General features: G+C 60.1%; 15 protein-coding genes. All 15 read left to right on the top strand.

The features are described 5' to 3' along the window. The first annotated feature begins 5 nt into the window (after positions 1–5). The 15 genes from G485_RS0109165 to G485_RS25715 all read left to right on the top strand — a co-directional run bounded on the left by G485_RS0109165 (position 6) and on the right by G485_RS25715 (position 18,971). A complete protein-coding gene (locus tag G485_RS0109165) occupies positions 6–974 on the top strand; it encodes an NAD(P)/FAD-dependent oxidoreductase (protein WP_051318133.1) in 969 nt (322 codons plus the stop codon). A 109-nt stretch (positions 975–1,083) separates the two neighbouring features. Continuing rightward, positions 1,084–2,874, top strand: coding sequence for a cache domain-containing sensor histidine kinase (locus tag G485_RS0109160; RefSeq protein ID WP_027092320.1), 1,791 nt, complete (start codon positions 1,084–1,086; stop codon positions 2,872–2,874). Next, positions 2,871–3,656, top strand: coding sequence for a response regulator transcription factor (locus tag G485_RS0109155; protein ID WP_027092319.1), 786 nt, complete (start codon positions 2,871–2,873; stop codon positions 3,654–3,656). The genes G485_RS0109160 and G485_RS0109155 overlap by 4 nt, the downstream gene beginning before the upstream one ends. A gap of 111 nt (positions 3,657–3,767) precedes the next feature. After that, positions 3,768–5,135: an extracellular solute-binding protein gene (locus G485_RS0109150; RefSeq protein WP_027092318.1), complete on the top strand. Its 1,368-nt coding sequence runs from the start codon at positions 3,768–3,770 to the stop codon at positions 5,133–5,135. A gap of 87 nt (positions 5,136–5,222) precedes the next feature. After that, complete coding sequence (locus tag G485_RS0109145) at positions 5,223–6,104, top strand: carbohydrate ABC transporter permease (protein ID WP_027092317.1); 882 nt, start codon at positions 5,223–5,225, stop codon at positions 6,102–6,104. Between the two features lie 16 nt (positions 6,105–6,120). Continuing rightward, the gene (locus G485_RS0109140; RefSeq protein ID WP_027092316.1) at positions 6,121–7,002 is read left to right on the top strand and encodes a carbohydrate ABC transporter permease; all 882 of its coding nucleotides are present in this window, start codon (positions 6,121–6,123) and stop codon (positions 7,000–7,002) included. Positions 7,003–7,183: 181 nt separating this feature from the next. Next, the gene (locus G485_RS0109135) at positions 7,184–8,455 is read left to right on the top strand and encodes a methyl-accepting chemotaxis protein (RefSeq protein ID WP_027092315.1); all 1,272 of its coding nucleotides are present in this window, start codon (positions 7,184–7,186) and stop codon (positions 8,453–8,455) included. 252 nt (positions 8,456–8,707) lie between these two features. Further along, positions 8,708–10,618 (top strand): 1,4-alpha-glucan branching protein GlgB, encoded by a 1,911-nt coding sequence (gene glgB / locus G485_RS0109130; RefSeq protein ID WP_027092314.1) that lies wholly within the window; start codon positions 8,708–8,710, stop codon positions 10,616–10,618. A gap of 46 nt (positions 10,619–10,664) precedes the next feature. Further along, positions 10,665–11,831: a glucose-1-phosphate adenylyltransferase gene (locus G485_RS0109125; protein WP_027092313.1), complete on the top strand. Its 1,167-nt coding sequence runs from the start codon at positions 10,665–10,667 to the stop codon at positions 11,829–11,831. Continuing rightward, positions 11,828–12,940 carry a glucose-1-phosphate adenylyltransferase subunit GlgD gene (gene glgD / locus G485_RS0109120; protein WP_027092312.1) on the top strand — a complete coding sequence of 371 codons (1,113 nt, stop codon included), beginning with the start codon at positions 11,828–11,830 and terminating at the stop codon, positions 12,938–12,940. Before G485_RS0109125 ends, glgD begins: the two co-directional genes overlap by 4 nt. A 42-nt stretch (positions 12,941–12,982) precedes the next feature. Beyond that, positions 12,983–14,419 carry a glycogen synthase GlgA gene (gene glgA, locus G485_RS0109115; protein ID WP_027092311.1) on the top strand — a complete coding sequence of 479 codons (1,437 nt, stop codon included), beginning with the start codon at positions 12,983–12,985 and terminating at the stop codon, positions 14,417–14,419. Positions 14,420–14,437: 18 nt separating this feature from the next. Further along, complete coding sequence (locus G485_RS25725; protein ID WP_051318135.1) at positions 14,438–16,444, top strand: glycoside hydrolase family 15 protein; 2,007 nt, start codon at positions 14,438–14,440, stop codon at positions 16,442–16,444. Positions 16,445–16,465: 21 nt separating this feature from the next. After that, the gene (locus G485_RS0109105; RefSeq protein WP_027092310.1) at positions 16,466–17,449 is read left to right on the top strand and encodes an aldo/keto reductase; all 984 of its coding nucleotides are present in this window, start codon (positions 16,466–16,468) and stop codon (positions 17,447–17,449) included. 152 nt (positions 17,450–17,601) lie between these two features. Continuing rightward, a complete protein-coding gene (locus G485_RS25720; RefSeq protein ID WP_051318132.1) occupies positions 17,602–18,357 on the top strand; it encodes a DUF1361 domain-containing protein in 756 nt (251 codons plus the stop codon). Between the two features lie 77 nt (positions 18,358–18,434). After that, positions 18,435–18,971 (top strand): zinc ribbon domain-containing protein, encoded by a 537-nt coding sequence (locus tag G485_RS25715; RefSeq protein WP_051318131.1) that lies wholly within the window; start codon positions 18,435–18,437, stop codon positions 18,969–18,971. Positions 18,972–19,511: the final 540 nt, after the last annotated feature.

Here is a 19,511-nt window from a genome sequence, read left to right as displayed (position 1 = left end):
CGGGAATGCGCGATCCGCTAAGCAACCATACTGAAGACATAGGAAAGGAGGGCTTCAAACTGCTGGATTGCGCGATTATCGGAGGAGGTCCGGCCGGATTGAGCGCGGCGCTCGTGCTGGGCAGGGCGAGAAGGAGCACGGTGCTGTTCGACGACGGCAAGCCGAGGAACGCCGTCACTCGCCAGTCTCACGGATTTCTGACGAGGGACGGCGTCACGCCGGCCGAATTCCGTGAGGCGGCCCGCCGGGACATCGCCAAGTACGATTCCGTCGAATTCCGAAGCGAGACCGTCGCTTCCGTCGGCAAAGAGCGGGGACGGTTCGTCGTCCGCACCGCGTCGGGCGGCGCATTCGAAGCGCGCAAGATCATTTTGGCGACCGGATTGAAGGAGACGCTGCCGGATATCGGGCGCATCGCCGAGTATTACGGAACAAGCCTCTTTAGCTGTCCGTACTGCGACGGCTGGGAGATGAGGGACCGCCCGCTCGTCGTCATCGCGAACGACGCCTCGAAGGCGGCCCATATGGCGCAGGTGCTCTCCAACTGGAGCCGGGATTTGCTCGTCTGCACGAACGGAAGCCGCTTGACGGCCGAACAGCGGGAAGCGCTCGCCCTGCACGGTATCCGGTACAAGGAGACCGGGATTCGTTCGCTAGAGGGAGAGCACGGCCGATTGGAGCGCGTGCGTTTCGAGGACGGCGCTTCGGAGGAGCGGACCGGCGGCATCGTCGTCTCCGAATGGCGACAGGCTGCCGATTTCGCCATGTCGCTGGGCTGCCGGATGAACGAGACGGGAGGCATTGCGGCGGATGAAGCCCGCCGGACGAACGTCGAGGGCGTGTTTGCGGCCGGGGACGCGGCCGTCATCTCGCCGGCCCAGCTCATTGTGGCCGCGGCGGATGGAGCCCGAGCCGCGATCGGGGTCAATTCGGACTTGACGCACGAAAGCTTCCACCCGCCCGTTCCCCACTGAGACGTATGGACGGTCGATCGAGGAGCCGCTCGCGGGTGATGCCGAGAACGGCTTTTTTATGCTAAAGTAAACAAGGATCGACATTTCGACAGAACGGTGGGTGAAAGCGATGGCCAAGCTGCGCGAGATGAATACGCTGAGGAACCAGATCTTTGCCGGATTTACGCTGACGATGATCGTCGTGCTGACTTTTGCAGGCGTTTTCATATACGGACAAGTTTCGGCCTTGCTGCGCAACAGCGCCGAAAAGCATATCCAGCAGACGGCTGTGCAGGCGAACGGCAGGCTCGACGCGCTGCTCGACCAGGTCGATACGCTGACGACCCAGATCGCGACGAACGACTACGTGCAGAAGCTGATGCTCCGGGAAGAGAGCGGCATTCGCTCCGGGTTCAACGAGCGCCAGTCGCTGCTTCAAATTGCGAGCAGTTATATGGCTTACTTGTCCGGAATCCAGTCGCTGGAGCTTTATACGAAGGATTATCGCCGCTTGTTCCCCCTGGACGAGATCAATCTGGAGAGCCGCGTCGACCGGGAATGGATCGATGCCGCGGACGCCGCCAAAGGGCGGCTCGTCTGGGCCGGTCTCGATCCCCGGCAGCCGGGAACGGTGCTGGCGATTCGCCGCATCAGCCTGATCGACCGGTCGTATAGCGCGGGCGGATATTTGACCGTTCACCTGAACCGCGACTACTTCGTCATGAACGGCACTTTGTCGGGGGAAACGCCGCGAAGCGGCGAGTACATGCTGCTCGCCGACGGCAGGGGCCAGCCCATTACGTCCGATTTGAGCGCGGACGACGCGCGATCGGTGCTGGAGCAAAGCGGACGCGACGTCCTCCTTCGGGGTGAAGAGTTGATCGCCGTCCGGCAGCATTCCGAGACGTCCGGCTGGACGCTCGTGCTGCTTACTCCCGTTCACGCCACGACCGAGGGGATCTCCGTCCTGCGCACCGCCATCTTCGTCTCGATCGGCATCGGCGCCGTGTTATTTCTCCTGTTGACGCTGCTTTTGTCCACAATGATGACGCGGCCGATTCTGAAGCTGATGAAGACGATGAGAGGGGCGAGACTGGGCGGACTGAAGCCGAATCCGTCGCCTGCGCCGGCCATTGCGTCCCTGGAGATCCGGGAGCTGAACAACACGTACAATCAGATGGTCACCGACATGAACGAGCTTATCCGGGTCGTGTACGAGAAGGAGCTTACCCAAAGCCGGACGGAATTGAAAGCGCTGCAGGCGCAGATCAACCCCCATTTTCTGTTCAACACGTTGGAAGCGTTCTATTGGTCCCTGGAGGACAAAGGCGAGGAGGAGCTGGCGGGCATCGTCGTCGCCATGTCCGGGTTGTTCCGTTACGTGATCGGAGGCGCGAGCGGCGACGAGTGGGTGACCGTCCGCGATGAGCTGGAGCATGCCGAGCGCTATTTGCAAATTATGCAGATGCGCCTGGGGGACCGGCTCAATTGGAGCATCGACGCCGATCCGGCGCTGGCGGACGTTCCGATTCCGAAGCTTCTCGTCCAGCCGCTCGTCGAGAACGCCATCCTGCACGGCGTCGAAAACAAGCTCGGCCCCGGGACGGTGACGATCGAAGTCGCCCGCTCGGAACGCCCCGGCTTTGCGGTCGTCACCGTCAGGGACGACGGTCCCGGCATGGACGAGGAGAAGGTCGCGTCGCTCCTGCGGGGCGCCGAGGGCAGACCTTCCGCCTCCGCCAGGGGCGCGGGCGTGGCGATGTCGAACGTGCAGCGCCGCTTGAAGCTTTACTTCCCGCAAGCGGAAGGCGGGGCCGAGCGGGATGGCGGCGGAGGCTTGCGGATCGAGAGCGAACCGGGGAAAGGCACGGCGGTCAGCTTCGAGATTGCAATACCGAACGAAGAGGGGAATCGTTCATGAAAACATTGTTGATTGTCGACGACGAGCCGCGGACGAGGCAAGGCATCCGCAAGACGCTCGAGGCCTGGTCGGCCGGGCGCTTCAACATCGAGACGGCCGCGAGCGGCGTCGAGGCGCTGGAATGGCTGAAGGACCATCCGGCCCATCTGATCATCACCGACGTCCGGATGCCGGAGATCGGCGGCCTGCAAATGCTCGAGGCGATGCAAGATCGCCCGCACAGGCCGGTCGTCATCGTCATTTCCGGGCACGCCGAATTCGATTACGCGCAAAAAGCGATCCAGCTCGGCGTGGTCGAGTATTTGCTCAAGCCGCTGGACAAGACGAAGCTGATCCGGGCCGTTGAGAAGGCGCTGGAAGCCGAGGAAGAGCGTCACCGGATCGAGCGGATGGAGAAGCTGGTCGATCCGAAGCTGCTCGAGGCCGGAGAAGAAGCCAAATACGGACAGCCTGTCCGGGATGCGATCGCTTACGTCGAAGAGCGCCTTCAAGAAGCGATCGGCATGAAGCAGGTGGCCGATTACCTGCATTTGAACGCCAGCTACTTCAGCGTGCTCTTCAAGGAGCAGACGGGCTTCACGTTCAGCGAATACTTGACCCGCCGCCGGCTGCAGCGGGCGAAGGAGCTGCTGGCGCAGACGCGGATGCCGATCGGGGAAATCGCCGAGAAGGTCGGCTACCAAACCGCGAAGTATTTCATCAAGGTGTTCAAGGACAGCGAATCGATCAGCCCGAGCCAGTATCGCCGTCAAGTCGCCGACGAGGACGAAGCGATCCAATAAAAATGGAATTTCTCCCAATGGCTATCTCCTTATGCGACCTAAGGCCGGGTGCTAAAATAATGACAGCGGTTACAAAGGGCCGCGAACATCGTCAAATAGGGGGATGTAAACGTGAACAAGAAAGCGATTGCGCCGATTTTGCTGGCAACGGGCTTGTCTCTGGTTGCGGCAGGCTGCGGCAATTCGAATTCGAACGGGAACGCCTCGCCGTCGTCTTCGCCGGCCGACAGTCCGTCGGCTTCCGCGTCATCGTCGGCATCGGCGGCGCCGTCCGACAAGAAAGTGACGATCAACATGATGCATCTGTGGCCGGAGGGCAGCTCCGCGCAGCAGAACAAAATTGTCAACCAGATTATTAAAGAGTACCAGAACGAGCATCCGAACGTCACGATCAAGCAGGAGGTGCTCGAGAACGAACAGTACAAGAGCAAAATGAAAGTGCTGTCGGCCTCGAACAAGCTGCCGGACGTGGGCATGACCTGGGCCGCCGGCTACCTGCAGCCGTTCGTCGAAGGCAATCTGTTCGCCCCGCTCGACGACCTTCTGCAAGGGGAATTGAAGGACAAATTCGTCTCCGGCACGACGGAAGCTTACGCCGTAGACGGCAAAACGTATGCGCTTCCGCTGGAGTTCAATATTACGCCGGTCTACTACAATAAGAAGATTTTCGAAAAATACAACCTGCAGGTCCCGACGACCTACGCTCAATTCCAAGACGTTGTGAAAACGCTCGCCAAAAACGGCGTCGCCCCGATCGCGCTCGGCAACAAGGACCGCTGGACGGGATCGCTCTGGTACATGTATCTGGCCGACCGCATCGCGGGCTCCCAGACGCTCTCGGACGCGATCAACGGCAAAGCTTCGTTCAAGGACGCCGGACTCGTCCAGGCGGCGAAGGAAGTGCAAACCCTCGTCGACGAGAACGCGTTCAACAAAGGCTTCAACGGGCTGTCCAACGACGAAGGCAAATCCGAGTTCATGAACGGCAAAGCGGCCATGTACATGATGGGCACGTGGGAACTGCCGAACTTCACGACGAATCAGGATGTGCCGCAGGACTTCCGCGACAGCGTCGGCTTCTTCAAGTTCCCGACGGTGGACGGCGGCAAAGGCAACATCGACAGCTGGGTCGGCGGCCCGGGCGTCGGGCTGTTCGTCGCGGAGAACTCTCCCGTCAAGGAAGAAGCGAAGTCGTTCGTCGAATATTTCGTCAAGCGCTGGGGCGAGCAATCGGTGACCGACGCGGGCGTCATTCCGGCGACCAAGGTCGATACCGCTTCCGTTCAACTGCCGCAGCTGTACATCGATTTGCTGAACGAAATGAACAAAGCGACGAACATTACGCTGTTCGCCGACGTTCAAATGAAGGCAAGCGCGGCCGAAATCCACTTGAATCAAATTCAGGCGCTGTTCGGCAAAGCCGTTACGCCGGAGCAATTCGCCGAAGAGCACGACAAGGCGATCAAAGCGGGCCAATAACCGGCTATAACGCTTGACGGCGAGACTTGCCCGCCATTCGCGCGGGCAAGTCCGCCTCCCATGATACGAGGAAAGGGGTCGGCCGCATTGGACAAAGTCATGTCGAACAAATGGGCCATCGCGCTATACGTTTTGCCCGCCCTGCTGCTGGTTCTGGGGCTGATTTACATTCCGATCGTCATGACCGGCTATTACGGCTTGACCGAATGGAACGGCATCGGCGCCCAGAAGTGGATCGGCTTCGCGAACTACTCGACGCTTCTGCAGGACGGAATTTTCTGGAAGAGCGCTCTGCATTCGCTGCTGCTCGCCGTTTTCTCTTGCGTCAGCCTGCTGCTTTATTTGATCGTCGCCCTTATTCTGTCCGGGCAAATCAAGGGAGCGAACGTGCTCCGCAAAATCTACCTGATCCCGATGCTGCTGTCGTCCGTCGCGATCGCACAGCTTTGGCTCAAAATTTTTCACCCGACGAACGGGGTGCTGAACTCCGTCCTCGTCTCCCTCGGCATCGACAATCCGCCCGCATGGCTCGCCGATACGTCGCTCGTGCTCTACGCGATCTTCATCCCGATTCTGTGGCAATATGCGGGCTTCTATATTCTCATCTACTACGCCGCCTTGAAGAACATTCCGTCGTCGCTCGTGGAAGCGGCGCGGATCGACGGGGCGAGCGCCTGGCAGATCGCGTTTCGGATCAAGCTCCCGCTTATTATGGAAGTGATCAAGGTGACGATCGTGCTCGCGTTCGTCGGGTCGCTCAAATATTTCGACCTGATCTACGTCATGACGGACGGCGGCCCGAACAACTCGAGCGAGGTGATCGCTTCCTATATGTATCATCAAGCGTTCAAGTCGTTCGACTTCGGCTACGGAAGCGCCGTCGGCTTCTTCCTGCTTGTCGTCTGCCTCGTCGCAACCTGGCTCATACGCCGCGCGACGGCTTCCAAAGACAGCATTCAATATTCTTGAGACAGGAGGGCTTCGAATGAGCGTCGCCCAAACCGCTCCCCGCGCGGCCGCGGCCGAACCGGGCAAAGGCGCCGGCCGAAAAATCGGCTACGGCCTTCTCTACATCGCGCTCGCCGCCGTGGCGGTGCTGCAAATATTGCCGCTCGTATGGCTGCTTTTTTTCTCGCTCAAAAACAACCAGGAAGTGTTCGACTCCCCGCCGCTGTCGCTGCCGACGCACTGGCGCTGGGAAAATTACGAGAAGGTATGGACGCAGGGGAACATCGGCGTTTACTTCTTCAACAGCGTCTGGCTCACCGTCGTCTCCACGGCGCTCACGGTGCTGATCGCCAGCCTCGTCACCTTCGCGGTCACCCGCATGAAATGGAAGGCAAGCAAGCTGGTGCTCGGCCTGTTCATGGTCGGACTGATGATCCCGGTTCATTCCGCCTTGATTCCGCTGTTCAGCGTGTTTCAAAATCTGCATCTGATCGACCGTCCGCCGTCGCTTATTCTCACATACGTCGCGTTCAACATGCCGATCACGATCATGATTATGCTGGGCTTCTACACCTCGCTGCCGAGAGAGGTCGAGGAGGCCGCCGTCATCGACGGCTGCTCCGTGCACCGCATCTTCTTCCGCATCGTGTTCCCGATGACCGCTTCCGTCATCTCCACGACCGCGATCATCAACATGATCTACAACTGGAACGAGTTCATCTTCGTCAACACGTTCATCAACTCCGACAAGCTGAAGACACTGACCGTCGGCGTTCAGAACTTCGTGGGCCAGTACACGACCGACTGGGGCGCCATCGGCGCGACGCTCATGGTCAGCATTTTACCGATTCTGATCGCGTTCTTCGTGCTGAGCAACCGCATCGTCGAAGGCCTCGCCGCCGGCTCGGTCAAAGGCTGAGCGGCTTGCGCCCGGCGCAGGATCAATATCGCAACCTTCCGGTTATTTGCGGCCGGGAGGTTTTTTTGCGCGGTTTCGTAAACGCTTGCCCCTTTCCGGACCAGGTGTGATTTAGATCACATTGGCGGACACGCTCGAGGTATATGATAGGAGTACGGAACGAAACGGCGGAGGGGAACCCATGGAGGTCAAATTCGGCATCGTCAAAAAAATGGTCGTCGGCATTACGTTCGTCTCTTCGATTACATACGGGACAAGCGCTTTTTTCCTGCTTGTGCTGAAGAAGGCGTTCGATTTTCTGCCGAACGGACTGTTCGTGCTGTTAACGCTGATCGTCGGCGTTTTCTGGACAGGGCTGTTCGGCTTCTTCTTCTCGAAGTGGCTGCTGCGCCCGCTGGTGGAGCTCACGCGAGCGGCGCGGGAGGCGGCCGACGGCAATCTCAGCCTGCAAGTGCGCGTCGGGCGTTCGAACGACGAGCTCGCGATGCTCAGCCTGGCGTTCGACGACATGCTGAAGCGGCTCGTGGCCATTATTAACGGCATCCGCGACAATTCCCGGCAAGCCGACCAGCACGCGGCGGAGCTGCAAGACGCGATCGGCGAGGCGGCGAGCCGGATCGAGCAAATGTCGCATCAGGCCGAAGCGATCGAAGGCGGAACGCAGCGGCAATCGGCGTCTGCGCTGGCGATGCGGCTGTCGGTCGAGCAGCTCTCCGCGGCGGCCGAGGAGGCAAGCGGCCAGGCGGAAGGCGCCCGCGAGCGCGCCCGGGCGATGAACGCCGCCGTCGCGGAGAGCGAGACGGCCATTCGCACGGTCGTCGAAGGCATGCGCCAGCTGGCCGAGTTGAACCGCGAAGCGCTGACGGTCGTCCGCCGGTTGAACGAATACGCGGAGCGGATCGGCTCCATCTCGGACGTCGTCGGCGATTTTGCGGAGGAGACGCAGCTGCTCGCGCTCAACGCGTCGATCGAAGCGGCGCGCGCGGGAGAAGAGGGCAAGGGCTTTGCCGTCGTCGCCCAAGCCGTGAAGAAGCTCGCGGTGCAAAGCGGCGGCGCGGTCCGGGATATTCGCGAACTGATCGCGAGTATCCGTTCGGAAGTCGCCAGCGTCGTCCGGCATATCGAGCGGCAGGCGGCGGTGGCGCAGCGGGAGGCGGTTCTCGGCGAGGAATCGGCGGCTTCGCTGGCCGTCGTCGCCCGGGAGGCGGCCGCGCTCGGCGACATCGTGGAGGCGGTGGCCGGGCGAATCGCGGAGCAAGCCGAGCAGGTCGGAGCGACGCTGGCGGAGGCGACCGCGGTCGCGCAAGTCGCCGATTCGATTCGCTCGGGCGCGCAGGAGATCAGCTCGGCGTCGCAGGAACAGACCGCCGTCATGCAGGAGATCGCCGCCTCCTCGGAGACGCTCCGGGCGAAGTCCGCGGAGCTGCGGGAGCAGGTCGCCTTTTTTAAATGACGCTTCTGTCATTAGCGCAAGTCCGCAACAGAAAAACTGTCGAGCCGTGTCAGATCGATGCCTGACCGGCTCTTTTTCGATGAAAAGAAGACTTAATACCCAAAAATTTTTTGAAATTTCGGATGAAAATAAGCGTTTTTTCCTCTATAATGATTGTAATAACCGCATAAAATGTAAGGAATATTAACAAATCGTTAACACTTTGTTAAATCGTTCTTCTCCTATTTCCGCTCCCAAGGAGGTGCCTCCGGCATGACGGTCGTCTCTCCGCTCCTCTCTCCCGAAGATTTGTATTTATTCAACCGCGGATGCCTGTTTCATGCCTATCGAACGTTCGGCGCGCATACGTTTGAAGTTGGCGGCGCCGCCGGCGTGCGATTCGCGGTATGGGCGCCGAACGCCCGCGAGGTTCGGGTGGCCGGGGACTTCAACGGCTGGAGAGGCGAGGAGCATCCGCTGCGGCGCATCGGCTCGACCGGGGTGTGGGCCGGCTTCGTGCCCGGACTTGCGGAAGGGGCCGCCTACAAGTACGAGATCGTCGATCCGTCCGGCCGCCGCTTCCTCAAGGCCGACCCCTTCGCGTTCCGCTCGGAACGGAGGCCGGGCACCGCCTCGATCGTCGCGAAGCTCGACAACTTCGCCTGGTGCGACCGCGAATGGCCGGAGCTGAAGCGAAGAAGGCCGCCTTACGATCGTCCGATGCTCATTTACGAGGTGCATCTGGGCAGCTGGCGTCTCGAAGAGCCCGAGCAGTTCCGCACCTATGAGGAGCTGGCGGGAGAGTTGGTCGATTACGTCTGGTCCATGGGCTACACGCACATCGAAGTGCTCCCGCTCACCGAGCATCCGCTGGACCAATCCTGGGGCTACCAGACGACCGGCTATTATGCGGCCACGAGCCGATACGGCCCGCCGGAAGGGCTTCAAGCGCTCGTCGACCAATGCCACCTTCGGGGGATCGGCGTCATCCTCGATTGGGTGCCCGGCCACTTCTGCAAGGACGACCACGGCTTGCGCCTTTTCGACGGCACTCCGCTGTATGAGCATGCCGATTCCCGAATCGCGGAGAAGCCGTTATGGGGAACGCTCGCCTTCGACTTCGGCAAAGCCGAGGTACAGAGCTATCTCATCTCGAACGCGCTGTTCTGGCTTGACGTTTACCGCATGGACGGACTTCGGGTCGACGCCGTCGCCAGCATGATCAACCTCCACTTCGACAAGCCTCCCGAGATGCACACCTTGAACCGCCACGGAGGCGCCGAACATCTTGAAGCGCTAGACTTTCTCCGCAAGCTGAACGAAATCGTCTTCCGCTACGATCCCGACACCCTGATGATCGCAGAAGATTCTTCCGCCTGGCCCGGCGTCACCGCACCGACCTACCTCGGCGGTCTCGGCTTCAACTACAAGTGGAACATGGGCTGGATGAACGACACGCTCCGTTACATGGAGACCGATCCGTCCGCTCGTTCCGCGAAGCATTCGCTCGTCACTTTCTCGATGCTGTACGCCTACTCCGAAAATTACGTGCTCCCGCTCTCCCACGACGAAGTCGTTCACGGCAAACGTTCGCTTCTGAACAAGATGCCGGGTTCCTACGAAGAGAAGTTCGCGAATCTGCGTTTGCTTTACGGTTACTGGATCGCCCATCCCGGCAAGAAGCTGCTGTTCATGGGCGGCGAATTCGGCCAGTTCGACGAATGGAAGGACGGGGCCGAGCTCGATTGGGCGGTGCTGCAATATCCGCTTCATTCCGGCATGCACCGCTATTCCAAAGATTTGTACGCTCTCTATCGGGAAGAAGCCGCGCTGTGGGAGCGGGATCACGCCGCGGACGGATTCGAATGGATCGACGCCGACAACGCCGCGCAATCGGTGCTCGCGTTCGTCCGCAAAGCCCGCGATCCGAAACGCTATCTCGTCGCCGTCTGCAATTTCTCCAGGCAATCGTATCCCGCCTTCCGCATCGGCGTTCCTTCCGGCGCCGTTCACCGCGTCGTTCTGAACAGCGACGCGGTTGATTACGGCGGCGGCGGACGCCGGATGCCCAGGTGGGCTCCCGCCGAGCGAAAGCCGCTGCACGGCAAGCCCTTCAGCATCGAGATTCCGCTTGCTCCCTTGACCTTCCTGCTGCTTGAACCCGAGAGGCTGGCGCTTGAGTAATTCCCGCGACAGGCACGGAACCATCGTACAGAGAGGAGCGATATCTATGCGCCGCAACGAATGCATCGCCATGCTGCTGGCGGGAGGGGAAGGGCGCCGGCTCGGCGTCCTGACCAAGGACTTGGCCAAACCGGCCGTTCATTTCGGAGGCAAGTACCGCATTATCGATTTCACGCTCAGCAATTGCGTCAATTCCGGTATCGAGACGGTCGGGGTGCTGACCCAATACCAGCCGCTCGTTCTGAACCAGTACCTCGGAATCGGCAGCCCTTGGGGCCTCGACCGCCGGGAGGGGGGCATGCACGTGCTGCCGCCGTACGTCCGCCAGAAGGGCGGCGTCTGGTACAAAGGCACGGCGAACGCCATTTATCAGAATATCGGATTTATCGAGCGATACGACCCGGAGTACGTGCTCATCATCTCCGGCGACCATATTTACAAAATGGATTACGACATGCTGCTGTCCGCACACAAGTCGAATCGCGCGGACGCCACGATCGCCGTCATTCCGGTGCCATGGGCGGAGGCGAGCCGCTTTGGCGTCATGAGCGTGGACGAGGAAGGGCGCATCGTCGAATTCGCGGAGAAGCCGAAGCAGCCGACCAGCAATCTCGCCTCGATGGGCGTTTACATGTTCTCGTGGCCGGTGCTCCGGGAAGCGCTCATCCAGGACGAGGCCGACAGCCAATCCGCCAACGATTTCGGCAAGAACGTCATTCCGAAGCTGCTGCGCGAAGGAGCCCGGCTGTATTCGTACCGTTTCGAAGGCTATTGGAAGGACGTCGGCACGATAGACAGCCTCTGGGAAGCGAACATGGACCTGCTGGAGGATGAAGCCTCCTTGAACTTGAACGACAGGGAGCGGCGCATCTATTCGGTCAGCCCGAACCGGCCCGCGCAATATGTGGCTCCCGGCGCGAGCGTACGCAGCTCGCTGATCAACGAGGGATGCGTCGTCGAAGGGAACGTGAACCGGTCCGTGCTATTCTACGGCGTCAAGGTCGGCAAGGGCAGCCTGGTCGAGGATTCGGTGCTCATGCCAGGCGCCGTTGTCGGCAAGGACGCCCGCGTCATTCGGGCGATCGTCGGGGAAGGCGCCGTCGTCGGCGACGGCTGTCAGGTCGGCGCCTTCGATTCGGAGGAGATCGCCGTCGTCGGAAGCGGCGACACGGTGCCGGACGCAAGACCGCTATTGGAGGCGAAGCCGATATGAAGCTCCCGATGATGGGCGTCATCAACCTCATTCACGAGACCGAACAGATGGGCACGCTGACCGCCGGACGCTGCCTCGCGACGGTGCCGTTCGGCGGCCGGTACCGGCTCATCGATTTCGTGCTGTCCTCGATGGTCAATTCCGGCATCGCGAAGGTAGCGGTGTTCGCGCATACGAAGTTCCGCTCGCTGATGGACCACCTCGGCTCGGGCGGCAACTGGGACTTGCACCGGAAGCAGAGCGGCCTGTTCGTGCTGCCGCCGGCGATGGAGGACATGACCGAATTCGGCAAAGGCGATCTTTACCAGTTCTACCGCCACCGGGACTATTTCGTCCGCAGCCCGCTGGAATACGTCGTCATCGCGCGCAGCCATATGGTATGCAACCTCGATTTCGCCCGCGTGCTGGCCGAGCACCGGGACCGGAACCTGGACGTCACCGTCGTCTGCAAAAGCTGGCCGCTCGCCCGAACCGGCCTGGCGCGCAAGGTGAAGACGGATGCGGACGGGCGAATCGTGGAGATGCAGGATCATTTCGGCCGCCTCGCGAGCGACGTCGTCTCCATGGAAATGTACTTGCTCCGCAAAGAGTTGCTGATCGACCTGGTGGAGACGACGCTGGCCCAAGGGAAGGATCATTTCGTCCGGGACGCGATCATGTCGCGGCTCGGCGAGCTGAACGTCGGCGCCTGCATGCACGACGGCTTCCTCGGCGTCGTCAACACGATTCCGGCTTTCTACCGGCACAACATGGAGCTGCTGGACCCGGACGTCTGGAACGAGCTGTTTTTCCGTCCCGGGCCGATCTATACGAAAGTGAAGGACGAACCGCCGACCCGTTACCGCAGCGGATCCGCCGTCGTGAACTCGCTCGTGGCGAACGGCTGCGAGATCGAAGGGACGGTCGAGGGCAGCATTTTATTTCGCGGTGTCAAGGTGCGCAAGGGAGCGGCCGTCCGCGGCAGCATCGTCATGCAGAACGGGGTGATCGGCGAGAACGGAGCGCTTGAGAACTGCATTCTCGACAAGGAAGTGGAGATTCGACCGCAGCAGCAGCTGCGGGGCACCGCCGACGTGCCCTACCTGGCCGTCAAGCGGAATGTCATTTGACAAGCTTGGCGACCGACGCCATTTTCCATTCGGGGGGATTCGATGAACGTATGGTTCGCGGCTTCCGAAGCCGTTCCGCTCGTCAAGACGGGAGGACTCGCGGACGTCGTCGGCGCGCTGCCGAGGGCGCTGGCCAAGCTCGGCGTCCGGGTCACCGTCGTGCTGCCCAAATACGGCGAGATTCCCCGCGGAATCGCGGACGCCGCCGTCTTCAAGACGAGCTTCGACGTGACGCTCGGCTGGCGCAGGCAATATTGCGGTCTGCTCGAGACGACCGTAGACGGGGTGAAGTTTCTGCTCGTCGACAACGAATATTTTTTCAAGCGCGGCTACTTGTACGGTTACGGCGAAGAGGAGGCGGAACGATTCGCCTTCTTCAGTTTCGCCGTCGTCGAGGCGCTGAAGCGGCTTAACAAGGACGAGCTGCCGGACGTCGTTCACTGTCACGACTGGCAGACCGGGCTCGTTCCGATGCTGCTGAAGACCCGGTATTCGCCTTACCCCGCCCTGCGAAGCATCCGGACCGTGTTTACGATCCACAATCTGCAGTATCAGGGCGTCTTTTCGCGCGAGCTGCTCAAGGATTTGCTCTCCGCCGGCGACGAGCTGTTCGGGGAGGACGGAATGGAGTTTTACGGGGCCGGGTCCTGCATGAAGGCCGGACTCCGGTTCGCGGACAAGCTGACGACGGTTAGCCCGACCTACGCGAGGGAGATTCAAACGCACGAATACGGGGAAAAGCTGGACGGCGTCCTCCGGCAGCGCGCGGGCGATTTGACCGGCATCGTCAACGGCATCGACCTGGACAGCTACGACCCGATGACCGATCCTCATCTTGCGGTCAATTACCGCCATTCGCTGGCGAAGAAGAGGCGGAACAAATCGGCGCTGCAGCAGGAGCTCAGCCTCCCGGCCGATGAGAGCTTGCCGATGATCGGCATCGTGTCGCGGCTCGTCGGGCAGAAGGGGATCGATCTGCTGGACGAGGCGCTGCCCGGGCTGATGGCCGAACCTCTGCAGATGGTCATCCTCGGTTCAGGCGATCCGTATTTCGAGCGGCGGTTGCGGGAAGCGGCCGAGAGGTACGCGGGCCGGCTGTTCGTCTGGTTCGGCTTCAACGAGGGGCTCGCCCGCCGCATTTACGCCGCTTCGGACATGTTCCTCATGCCGTCGCGCTTCGAGCCTTGCGGGCTCAGCCAATTAATCTCGCTGCGCTACCGCACGGTGCCGATCGTCCGGGAGACCGGCGGTCTGCGCGACACGGTGGAGGCGTACAACGAATTTACGGGAGAAGGCAACGGCTTCAGCTTCGGTCCGCCATCGGCGCACGATTTGCTGTACACCGTCCGGCGGGCTCTGACATTTTACGGGGACGAGGCGACCTGGAAGCGAATCGTCGACAACGGCGCCAAGCAAGATTACGGTTGGGACGCGTCGGCGCAGGAGTACGAACGGTTGTACGGCGAGCTCGCCACATAAGGAAGGGGAATGGACGCCATGGCGCGACATCTGGTCATCGGTAACGGGAAAATGTTGATTAATCTGGACAAAAACTGTTTCCTGAGGGATCTGTATTTCCCTTACGTCGGTCAGCTCAACCATATCGGGGGCCAGCTTTGCCGGTTCGGTGTCTGGTGCGGAGGCAAGTTCGTCTGGTTGGACGATCCGGGCTGGAAAATCCAGCTCGGCTACATCGAGAACTCGCTCGTGACGAACGTGACGGCCCGCCACGAAGGGCTCGGTCTGGAGCTTTATATGAACGACGGCATCCACCAGCGCGAGACGATCTACATCAAGCGCGTCGTCGTTCGCAATTTGAGCGGGGAGGCGAAGGAGGTCCGGATTTTTTTCCACCAGGACCTGATGATCGACGGCAACGAGGTGGGGGATACGGCCGCCTTTTACCCGGGCAACCGGACGGTGTTCCATTACAAGCGGTCGTCCTACTTCATGTTCAACGGCCGCTCGCAGGGCGGGGGCATCTTCCAATTTTCGACCGGCATCAAGCGGTTCCATGCGGCGGAAGGGACGTGGCGGGACGCCGAGGACGGCGAGCTGATGGGCAACGCGATCGCGCAAGGCTCCGTCGACAGCGCCATCAGCTTTCGGGCGGAGGTGCCGGCGGGCAGCGAGAGCACGTTCTATTATTGGCTGGCGGTAGGCTCCGATCTCGAGGAGGTGAAGCGTCTCGACCAGTACGTCCAGGAGAGCCATCCGGAGAAGCTGCTCAGCCGGATCGTCATTTACTGGAACAACTGGCTGGCCAAGGCCGGGGACGACTTCGGAGACTTGCCGCCGGAGGTCGTCCGGCTGTTCAAGCACAGCCTGCTCATCGTGCGCACGCAGATCGACGAACGGGGCGCCATTCTGGCCGCCAACGACACCGACATTTTGCAGTACAATCGCGACCACTACAGCTACATGTGGCCGCGCGACGGCGCGCTCATCGCCGACGCGATGTCGCTGGCGGGCTATCACGGGACGATCGCGCCGTTTTTCGATTTTTGCAACCGCGCGCTGTCGCCCGAAGGATACTTGTACCACAAGTACAACCCGGACGGCACCGTCGGCTCCAGCTGGCACCCTTATGTCGTGCAAGGGAGTCCGCGCCTGCCGATCCAGGAGGACGAGACGGCGCTCGTCTTGTTCGCGCTGTGGAAAGATTACGAGCGGCAGGGCGAGATCGAGCTGCCGCAGGCGCTGTACCCGACGCTTGTGCGCAAAGCGGCGTCGTTCCTCTGCGACTTTGTCGAACCGTCGCTGGGCTTGCCCCTCCCGAGCTACGACTTGTGGGAGGAGCGCTACGGCATTTGGACGTACACGGCCGCATCGGTGTACGGGGGACTGATGGCGGCGGCGTATTTCGCCGATCTGTTCGGCGATTACGAGCGGAGCGACCGGTACCGCAACGTCGCCGAGCGCATGAAGATGGGGATGCTGAACCATCTGTGGGACGAAGAGGCGGGGCGGTTCGCGCGCGGGCTCGTGCAGCGGGACGGCGTCTGGATAAAGGACATGACGCTGGAGAGCAGTTTGTTCGGGCTGTTCGAGTTCGGCGTGCTGCCCGCCGACGACGAGCGGGTCGCGCGGACGATGAACGCGATCGCCCAAGACTTGTGCGTGCAAACGGAAATCGGCGGGATCGCCCGGTACACGGACGATTATTATTTTCAGCAAAGCGACGAGGTCGACCGGGTGCCGGGCAATCCGTGGATCATTTGTACGCTCTGGGTGGCGAACTTTCAGATCGAGACGGCGAAGCGGCCGGAGGATTTGGAGGCGCCGCGAGCCACTTTGGAGAAGGTGACGCGGCATACGCTTCAGGGAGGGAACCTGCCGGAGCAAATTCATCCGCTCAACGGAACTCCGCTGTCCGTCGCGCCGCTCACCTGGTCGCACGCCACGTACATAAGCACCGTGTGCAAGTACGTCCGCAAGCGCGAGAGATTGGCGTCGGCTACCGTTTCTTTGCTAGAATGGGAGAAGGGCAACGCTTCCATTTAAGTCGAAGGGACGAGGATGATAATGAAGTATCGGACGTTGGGACGTACGGGACTGCAAGTGAGCGAGATCAGCTTCGGAACGTGGGCGATCGGAGGCGCATGGGGGCAAACCGACGAAGCCGAGTCGCTGCGCGCGCTCGCCAGGGCGATCGACGAAGGCGTCAACTTTTTCGATACGGCGGACGTTTACGGCGACGGTCGCAGCGAGCGGCTGTTGGCGAAGGCGACCAAGGGCAAGGAAGATCAAATCTATATTGCCACGAAATTTTGCCGCGCGGGCGACATCCGCGATCCGGCAACCTATTCCGAGCGCCAGGTCAGGGAATGGTGCGAAGCGAGCTTGAAGCGGCTGGAGAGAGAGCGAATCGACCTCTATCAGATTCATTGCCCGCCGATCGAAATTTTGCGGGACGGTTCCGTCTTCGGCGTGCTGGACCGGCTGCAGGAGGAAGGTAAAATCCGCGCCTACGGCGTCAGCGTCGAGACGGCGGAGGAAGGGCTGCTTTGCCTCGATCAGCCGGGCGTGCAGGCTTTGCAGATCATTTTCAACATTTTCCGTCAGAAAATGATCGACGAGCTGCTGCCCCGCGCCCAAGAACGCCAGGTCGGCTTGCTGGCGCGTTTGCCGCTGGCCAGCGGCTTGCTCACCGGGAAATTTTCCGAGAACTCCTCATTTGATCCGGAGGACCACCGCAGCTTCAATCGCAACGGCGAACAGTTCAACGTCGGGGAGACGTTTGCGGGGCTCCCGTTCGAGAAGGGGGTCAAGCTCTCACGGGAACTGGCTTGGATCGCCGAAGGCAGAGGCAGCATGACGCGGGCCGCGCTTCGCTGGATTCTCGATTTTCCGGAGGTGACGTGCGTCATCCCGGGCTTCAAGAACGTCCGGCAAGTCGAAGACAATCTGGCCGCGCAAGCCGTGCCTTCCTTCTCGCCGGAAGAGCGGGAACGGCTCCGGGCTTTTTATGCCGAGCGCGTGCACGATCATATTCGCGGAGCCTATTGATCGTACGATGGAATTACGAGGATGAAGAGCCTGTCTTCATCCTCTTCTTTTTCTTATCGCAACGAAACTTTTCCTGCCGCGCTCTGTATTTACATTAGAATGCAACGTTGACCCGCGTTTCGTCGTATTGTACATAAAGAAGGAGGCAATGCATGAACCGTTCGAGAAAACCGGCGCAGGCTTTGCCTACGCTATTCGCACCCGCGTTCTACGTGCTTTGCGGCACTTCCGTTTTATGCGTGCTGCTTTTGGTCGTTCGGGCGTACCGGCTCGATTTCGTCAGTTACGGCTTTTTGCTTTGGAACTTGTTTCTCGCCTGGCTGCCGTTAATCGTCTCTATGGCGGCGATCGGGCTGCCGAAGCTGCTTCGGGGAGGAAGCCTGTTCGTTGGGCTGTTCGTTCTTGGAATCGCCTGGGTGCTGTTATATCCGAATGCACCCTATTTGACGACCGATTTGATTCATCTCATCGTCGATTCTTCCTACGGCTGGCACGAAACGCTGGATTCTCTGGTCGTCTGGTACGATCTTGTCGTCTTTTTCCTGTTTTCATGGTGCGGGCTGCTGCTCGGCTATCTGTCGATGTTCCATTTTCACTCGCTTATTCGGGTGTATGCGGGCTCTTTCGCCGGATGGCTGTTTATCGTCGTCGTCTCGTTTCTCGGCGGGTTTGGCATCTACCTCGGAAGGGTGATCCGGCTCAACAGCTGGGACGCTTTGTTCAGTCCTTTTCGACTCCTTGACGGCGTCCGCGCCGGCTTGGGCCACAACGGGGCCATCTTTACGGCGTTGTTCGGTCTGTTGATTTTAATCGTGTATCTCTCTTTGAGCTGTTTGCGTTTCGTTCGTCCGGGAGAGCATACTCGCGAGGGGTTGCCGAGCCGGTATGGCAACGATAGCGTTCACTGAATTGTGACCTTGGCAGTCGTGACGAATGCCGAAGAGTATGGGATAATACGTTTGAAAGTGAATGGGAGGCGGTTCAGATGAGTTTTCTCAAAAAGCTAACGGAAACCGTAAGCAAGGGAGTTTCGACGGCCACCGAGAAGGCGCAGCAGACGGTGGAGATCACGAAGCTCCATACGCAAATTTCGGGGAAACGCAAGGACATCGAGAGACGCTTCGCGCAGATCGGCGAGGCCGTTTTTGAAGCATATTTGAAGAAGGACTTGTCGCTTGCCGAAGGGATGGTCATCCCCGAATGCGAAGCGATCGCCGGCATCCGCAAGGAAATTGCCGGCTTGGAAGATCGGATTCGCGAACTTCGCAATGAGAAAGAGTGCGAATGCGGACAGACGGTTCCGTACGACACGAAGTTCTGCCCGTCCTGCGGACGCAAATTCCCGGAGCCCGTGCCTGTGCCGGTGGAAGTGCTGCCCCAAGAAGAAAATGAGGCGAAGGAAGAGGAGCCCCAATCCGTTGTCGTCGACGTGGAAGTAAAGCGCGTCTGCGAAGGATGCGGAACCGTTCTGCAGCCGGAAGTGCGCTTCTGCCCGGATTGCGGTCGTCCCGCCGAGAACTAATGCGTTTGCTCCTAACGCTGCCGCACCGCGCTTGCGTGGCGGCAGCTTTTCATATCCACATTCTCGTCGGAGTCCGCTAGTCCCTCCCATTTTTTTCATGCATCCCATTATCCCATCGCCTCAGGCGCTGCCGGTTCATCCTCCTCTGCTTGCTTTTTTTGCTTCCCTTGCTTGCCTCCCTTTTTCGTTATCGTCCCACTATCCCTTTTCCTCAGGAAAGGCGGCAAGACGATAGCAAATCGTGAACTGAAAGTTCTCCATATAATTTCCATAAAAGCTCAAAAGAAAATCGCAAGAGAGCCTCAAAAAACGCATAGAACAACCGCATAAAATGAACTCTTTGAAACCTAATGATTACGCACAAAATCTAATCATCTGGAAAAATGCGATGAAATTTTAATCTGTAAGTCACGCCCCCCAAGCGCTGAAGTGCCGAGCTTTCCATTTCGCCCTGCTGCCCCACAAGCGCCAGGGAACGGGGAGCACCGGCTTGTCCCGCGTCAGCTCTTTGTAAATCAGCACCGGCGTCGAAGCGCACCA

The sequence above is a fragment of the Cohnella thermotolerans DSM 17683 genome, assembly GCF_000429825.1.
Lineage (GTDB): Bacteria > Bacillota > Bacilli > Paenibacillales > Paenibacillaceae > Cohnella > Cohnella thermotolerans.
Note: the sequence above shows the minus strand (reverse complement) of the source record. Positions and strands in the feature narration are given on the sequence as shown.

Bases quoted from the DNA above. Each gene is read 5' to 3' on its own strand.
- G485_RS0109165 (WP_051318133.1), top strand. From the start codon at position 6: ATGCGCGATCCGCTAAGCAACCATACTGAAGACATAGGAAAGGAGGGC.
- G485_RS0109160 (WP_027092320.1), top strand. From the start codon at position 1,084: ATGGCCAAGCTGCGCGAGATGAATACGCTGAGGAACCAGATCTTTGCC.
- G485_RS0109155 (WP_027092319.1), top strand. From the start codon at position 2,871: ATGAAAACATTGTTGATTGTCGACGACGAGCCGCGGACGAGGCAAGGC.
- G485_RS0109140 (WP_027092316.1), top strand. From the start codon at position 6,121: ATGAGCGTCGCCCAAACCGCTCCCCGCGCGGCCGCGGCCGAACCGGGC.
- G485_RS0109135 (WP_027092315.1), top strand. From the start codon at position 7,184: ATGGAGGTCAAATTCGGCATCGTCAAAAAAATGGTCGTCGGCATTACG.
- glgB (WP_027092314.1), top strand. From the start codon at position 8,708: ATGACGGTCGTCTCTCCGCTCCTCTCTCCCGAAGATTTGTATTTATTC.
- G485_RS0109125 (WP_027092313.1), top strand. From the start codon at position 10,665: ATGCGCCGCAACGAATGCATCGCCATGCTGCTGGCGGGAGGGGAAGGG.
- glgD (WP_027092312.1), top strand. From the start codon at position 11,828: ATGAAGCTCCCGATGATGGGCGTCATCAACCTCATTCACGAGACCGAA.
- glgA (WP_027092311.1), top strand. From the start codon at position 12,983: ATGAACGTATGGTTCGCGGCTTCCGAAGCCGTTCCGCTCGTCAAGACG.
- G485_RS25725 (WP_051318135.1), top strand. From the start codon at position 14,438: ATGGCGCGACATCTGGTCATCGGTAACGGGAAAATGTTGATTAATCTG.
- G485_RS0109105 (WP_027092310.1), top strand. From the start codon at position 16,466: ATGAAGTATCGGACGTTGGGACGTACGGGACTGCAAGTGAGCGAGATC.
- G485_RS25720 (WP_051318132.1), top strand. From the start codon at position 17,602: ATGAACCGTTCGAGAAAACCGGCGCAGGCTTTGCCTACGCTATTCGCA.
- G485_RS25715 (WP_051318131.1), top strand. From the start codon at position 18,435: ATGAGTTTTCTCAAAAAGCTAACGGAAACCGTAAGCAAGGGAGTTTCG.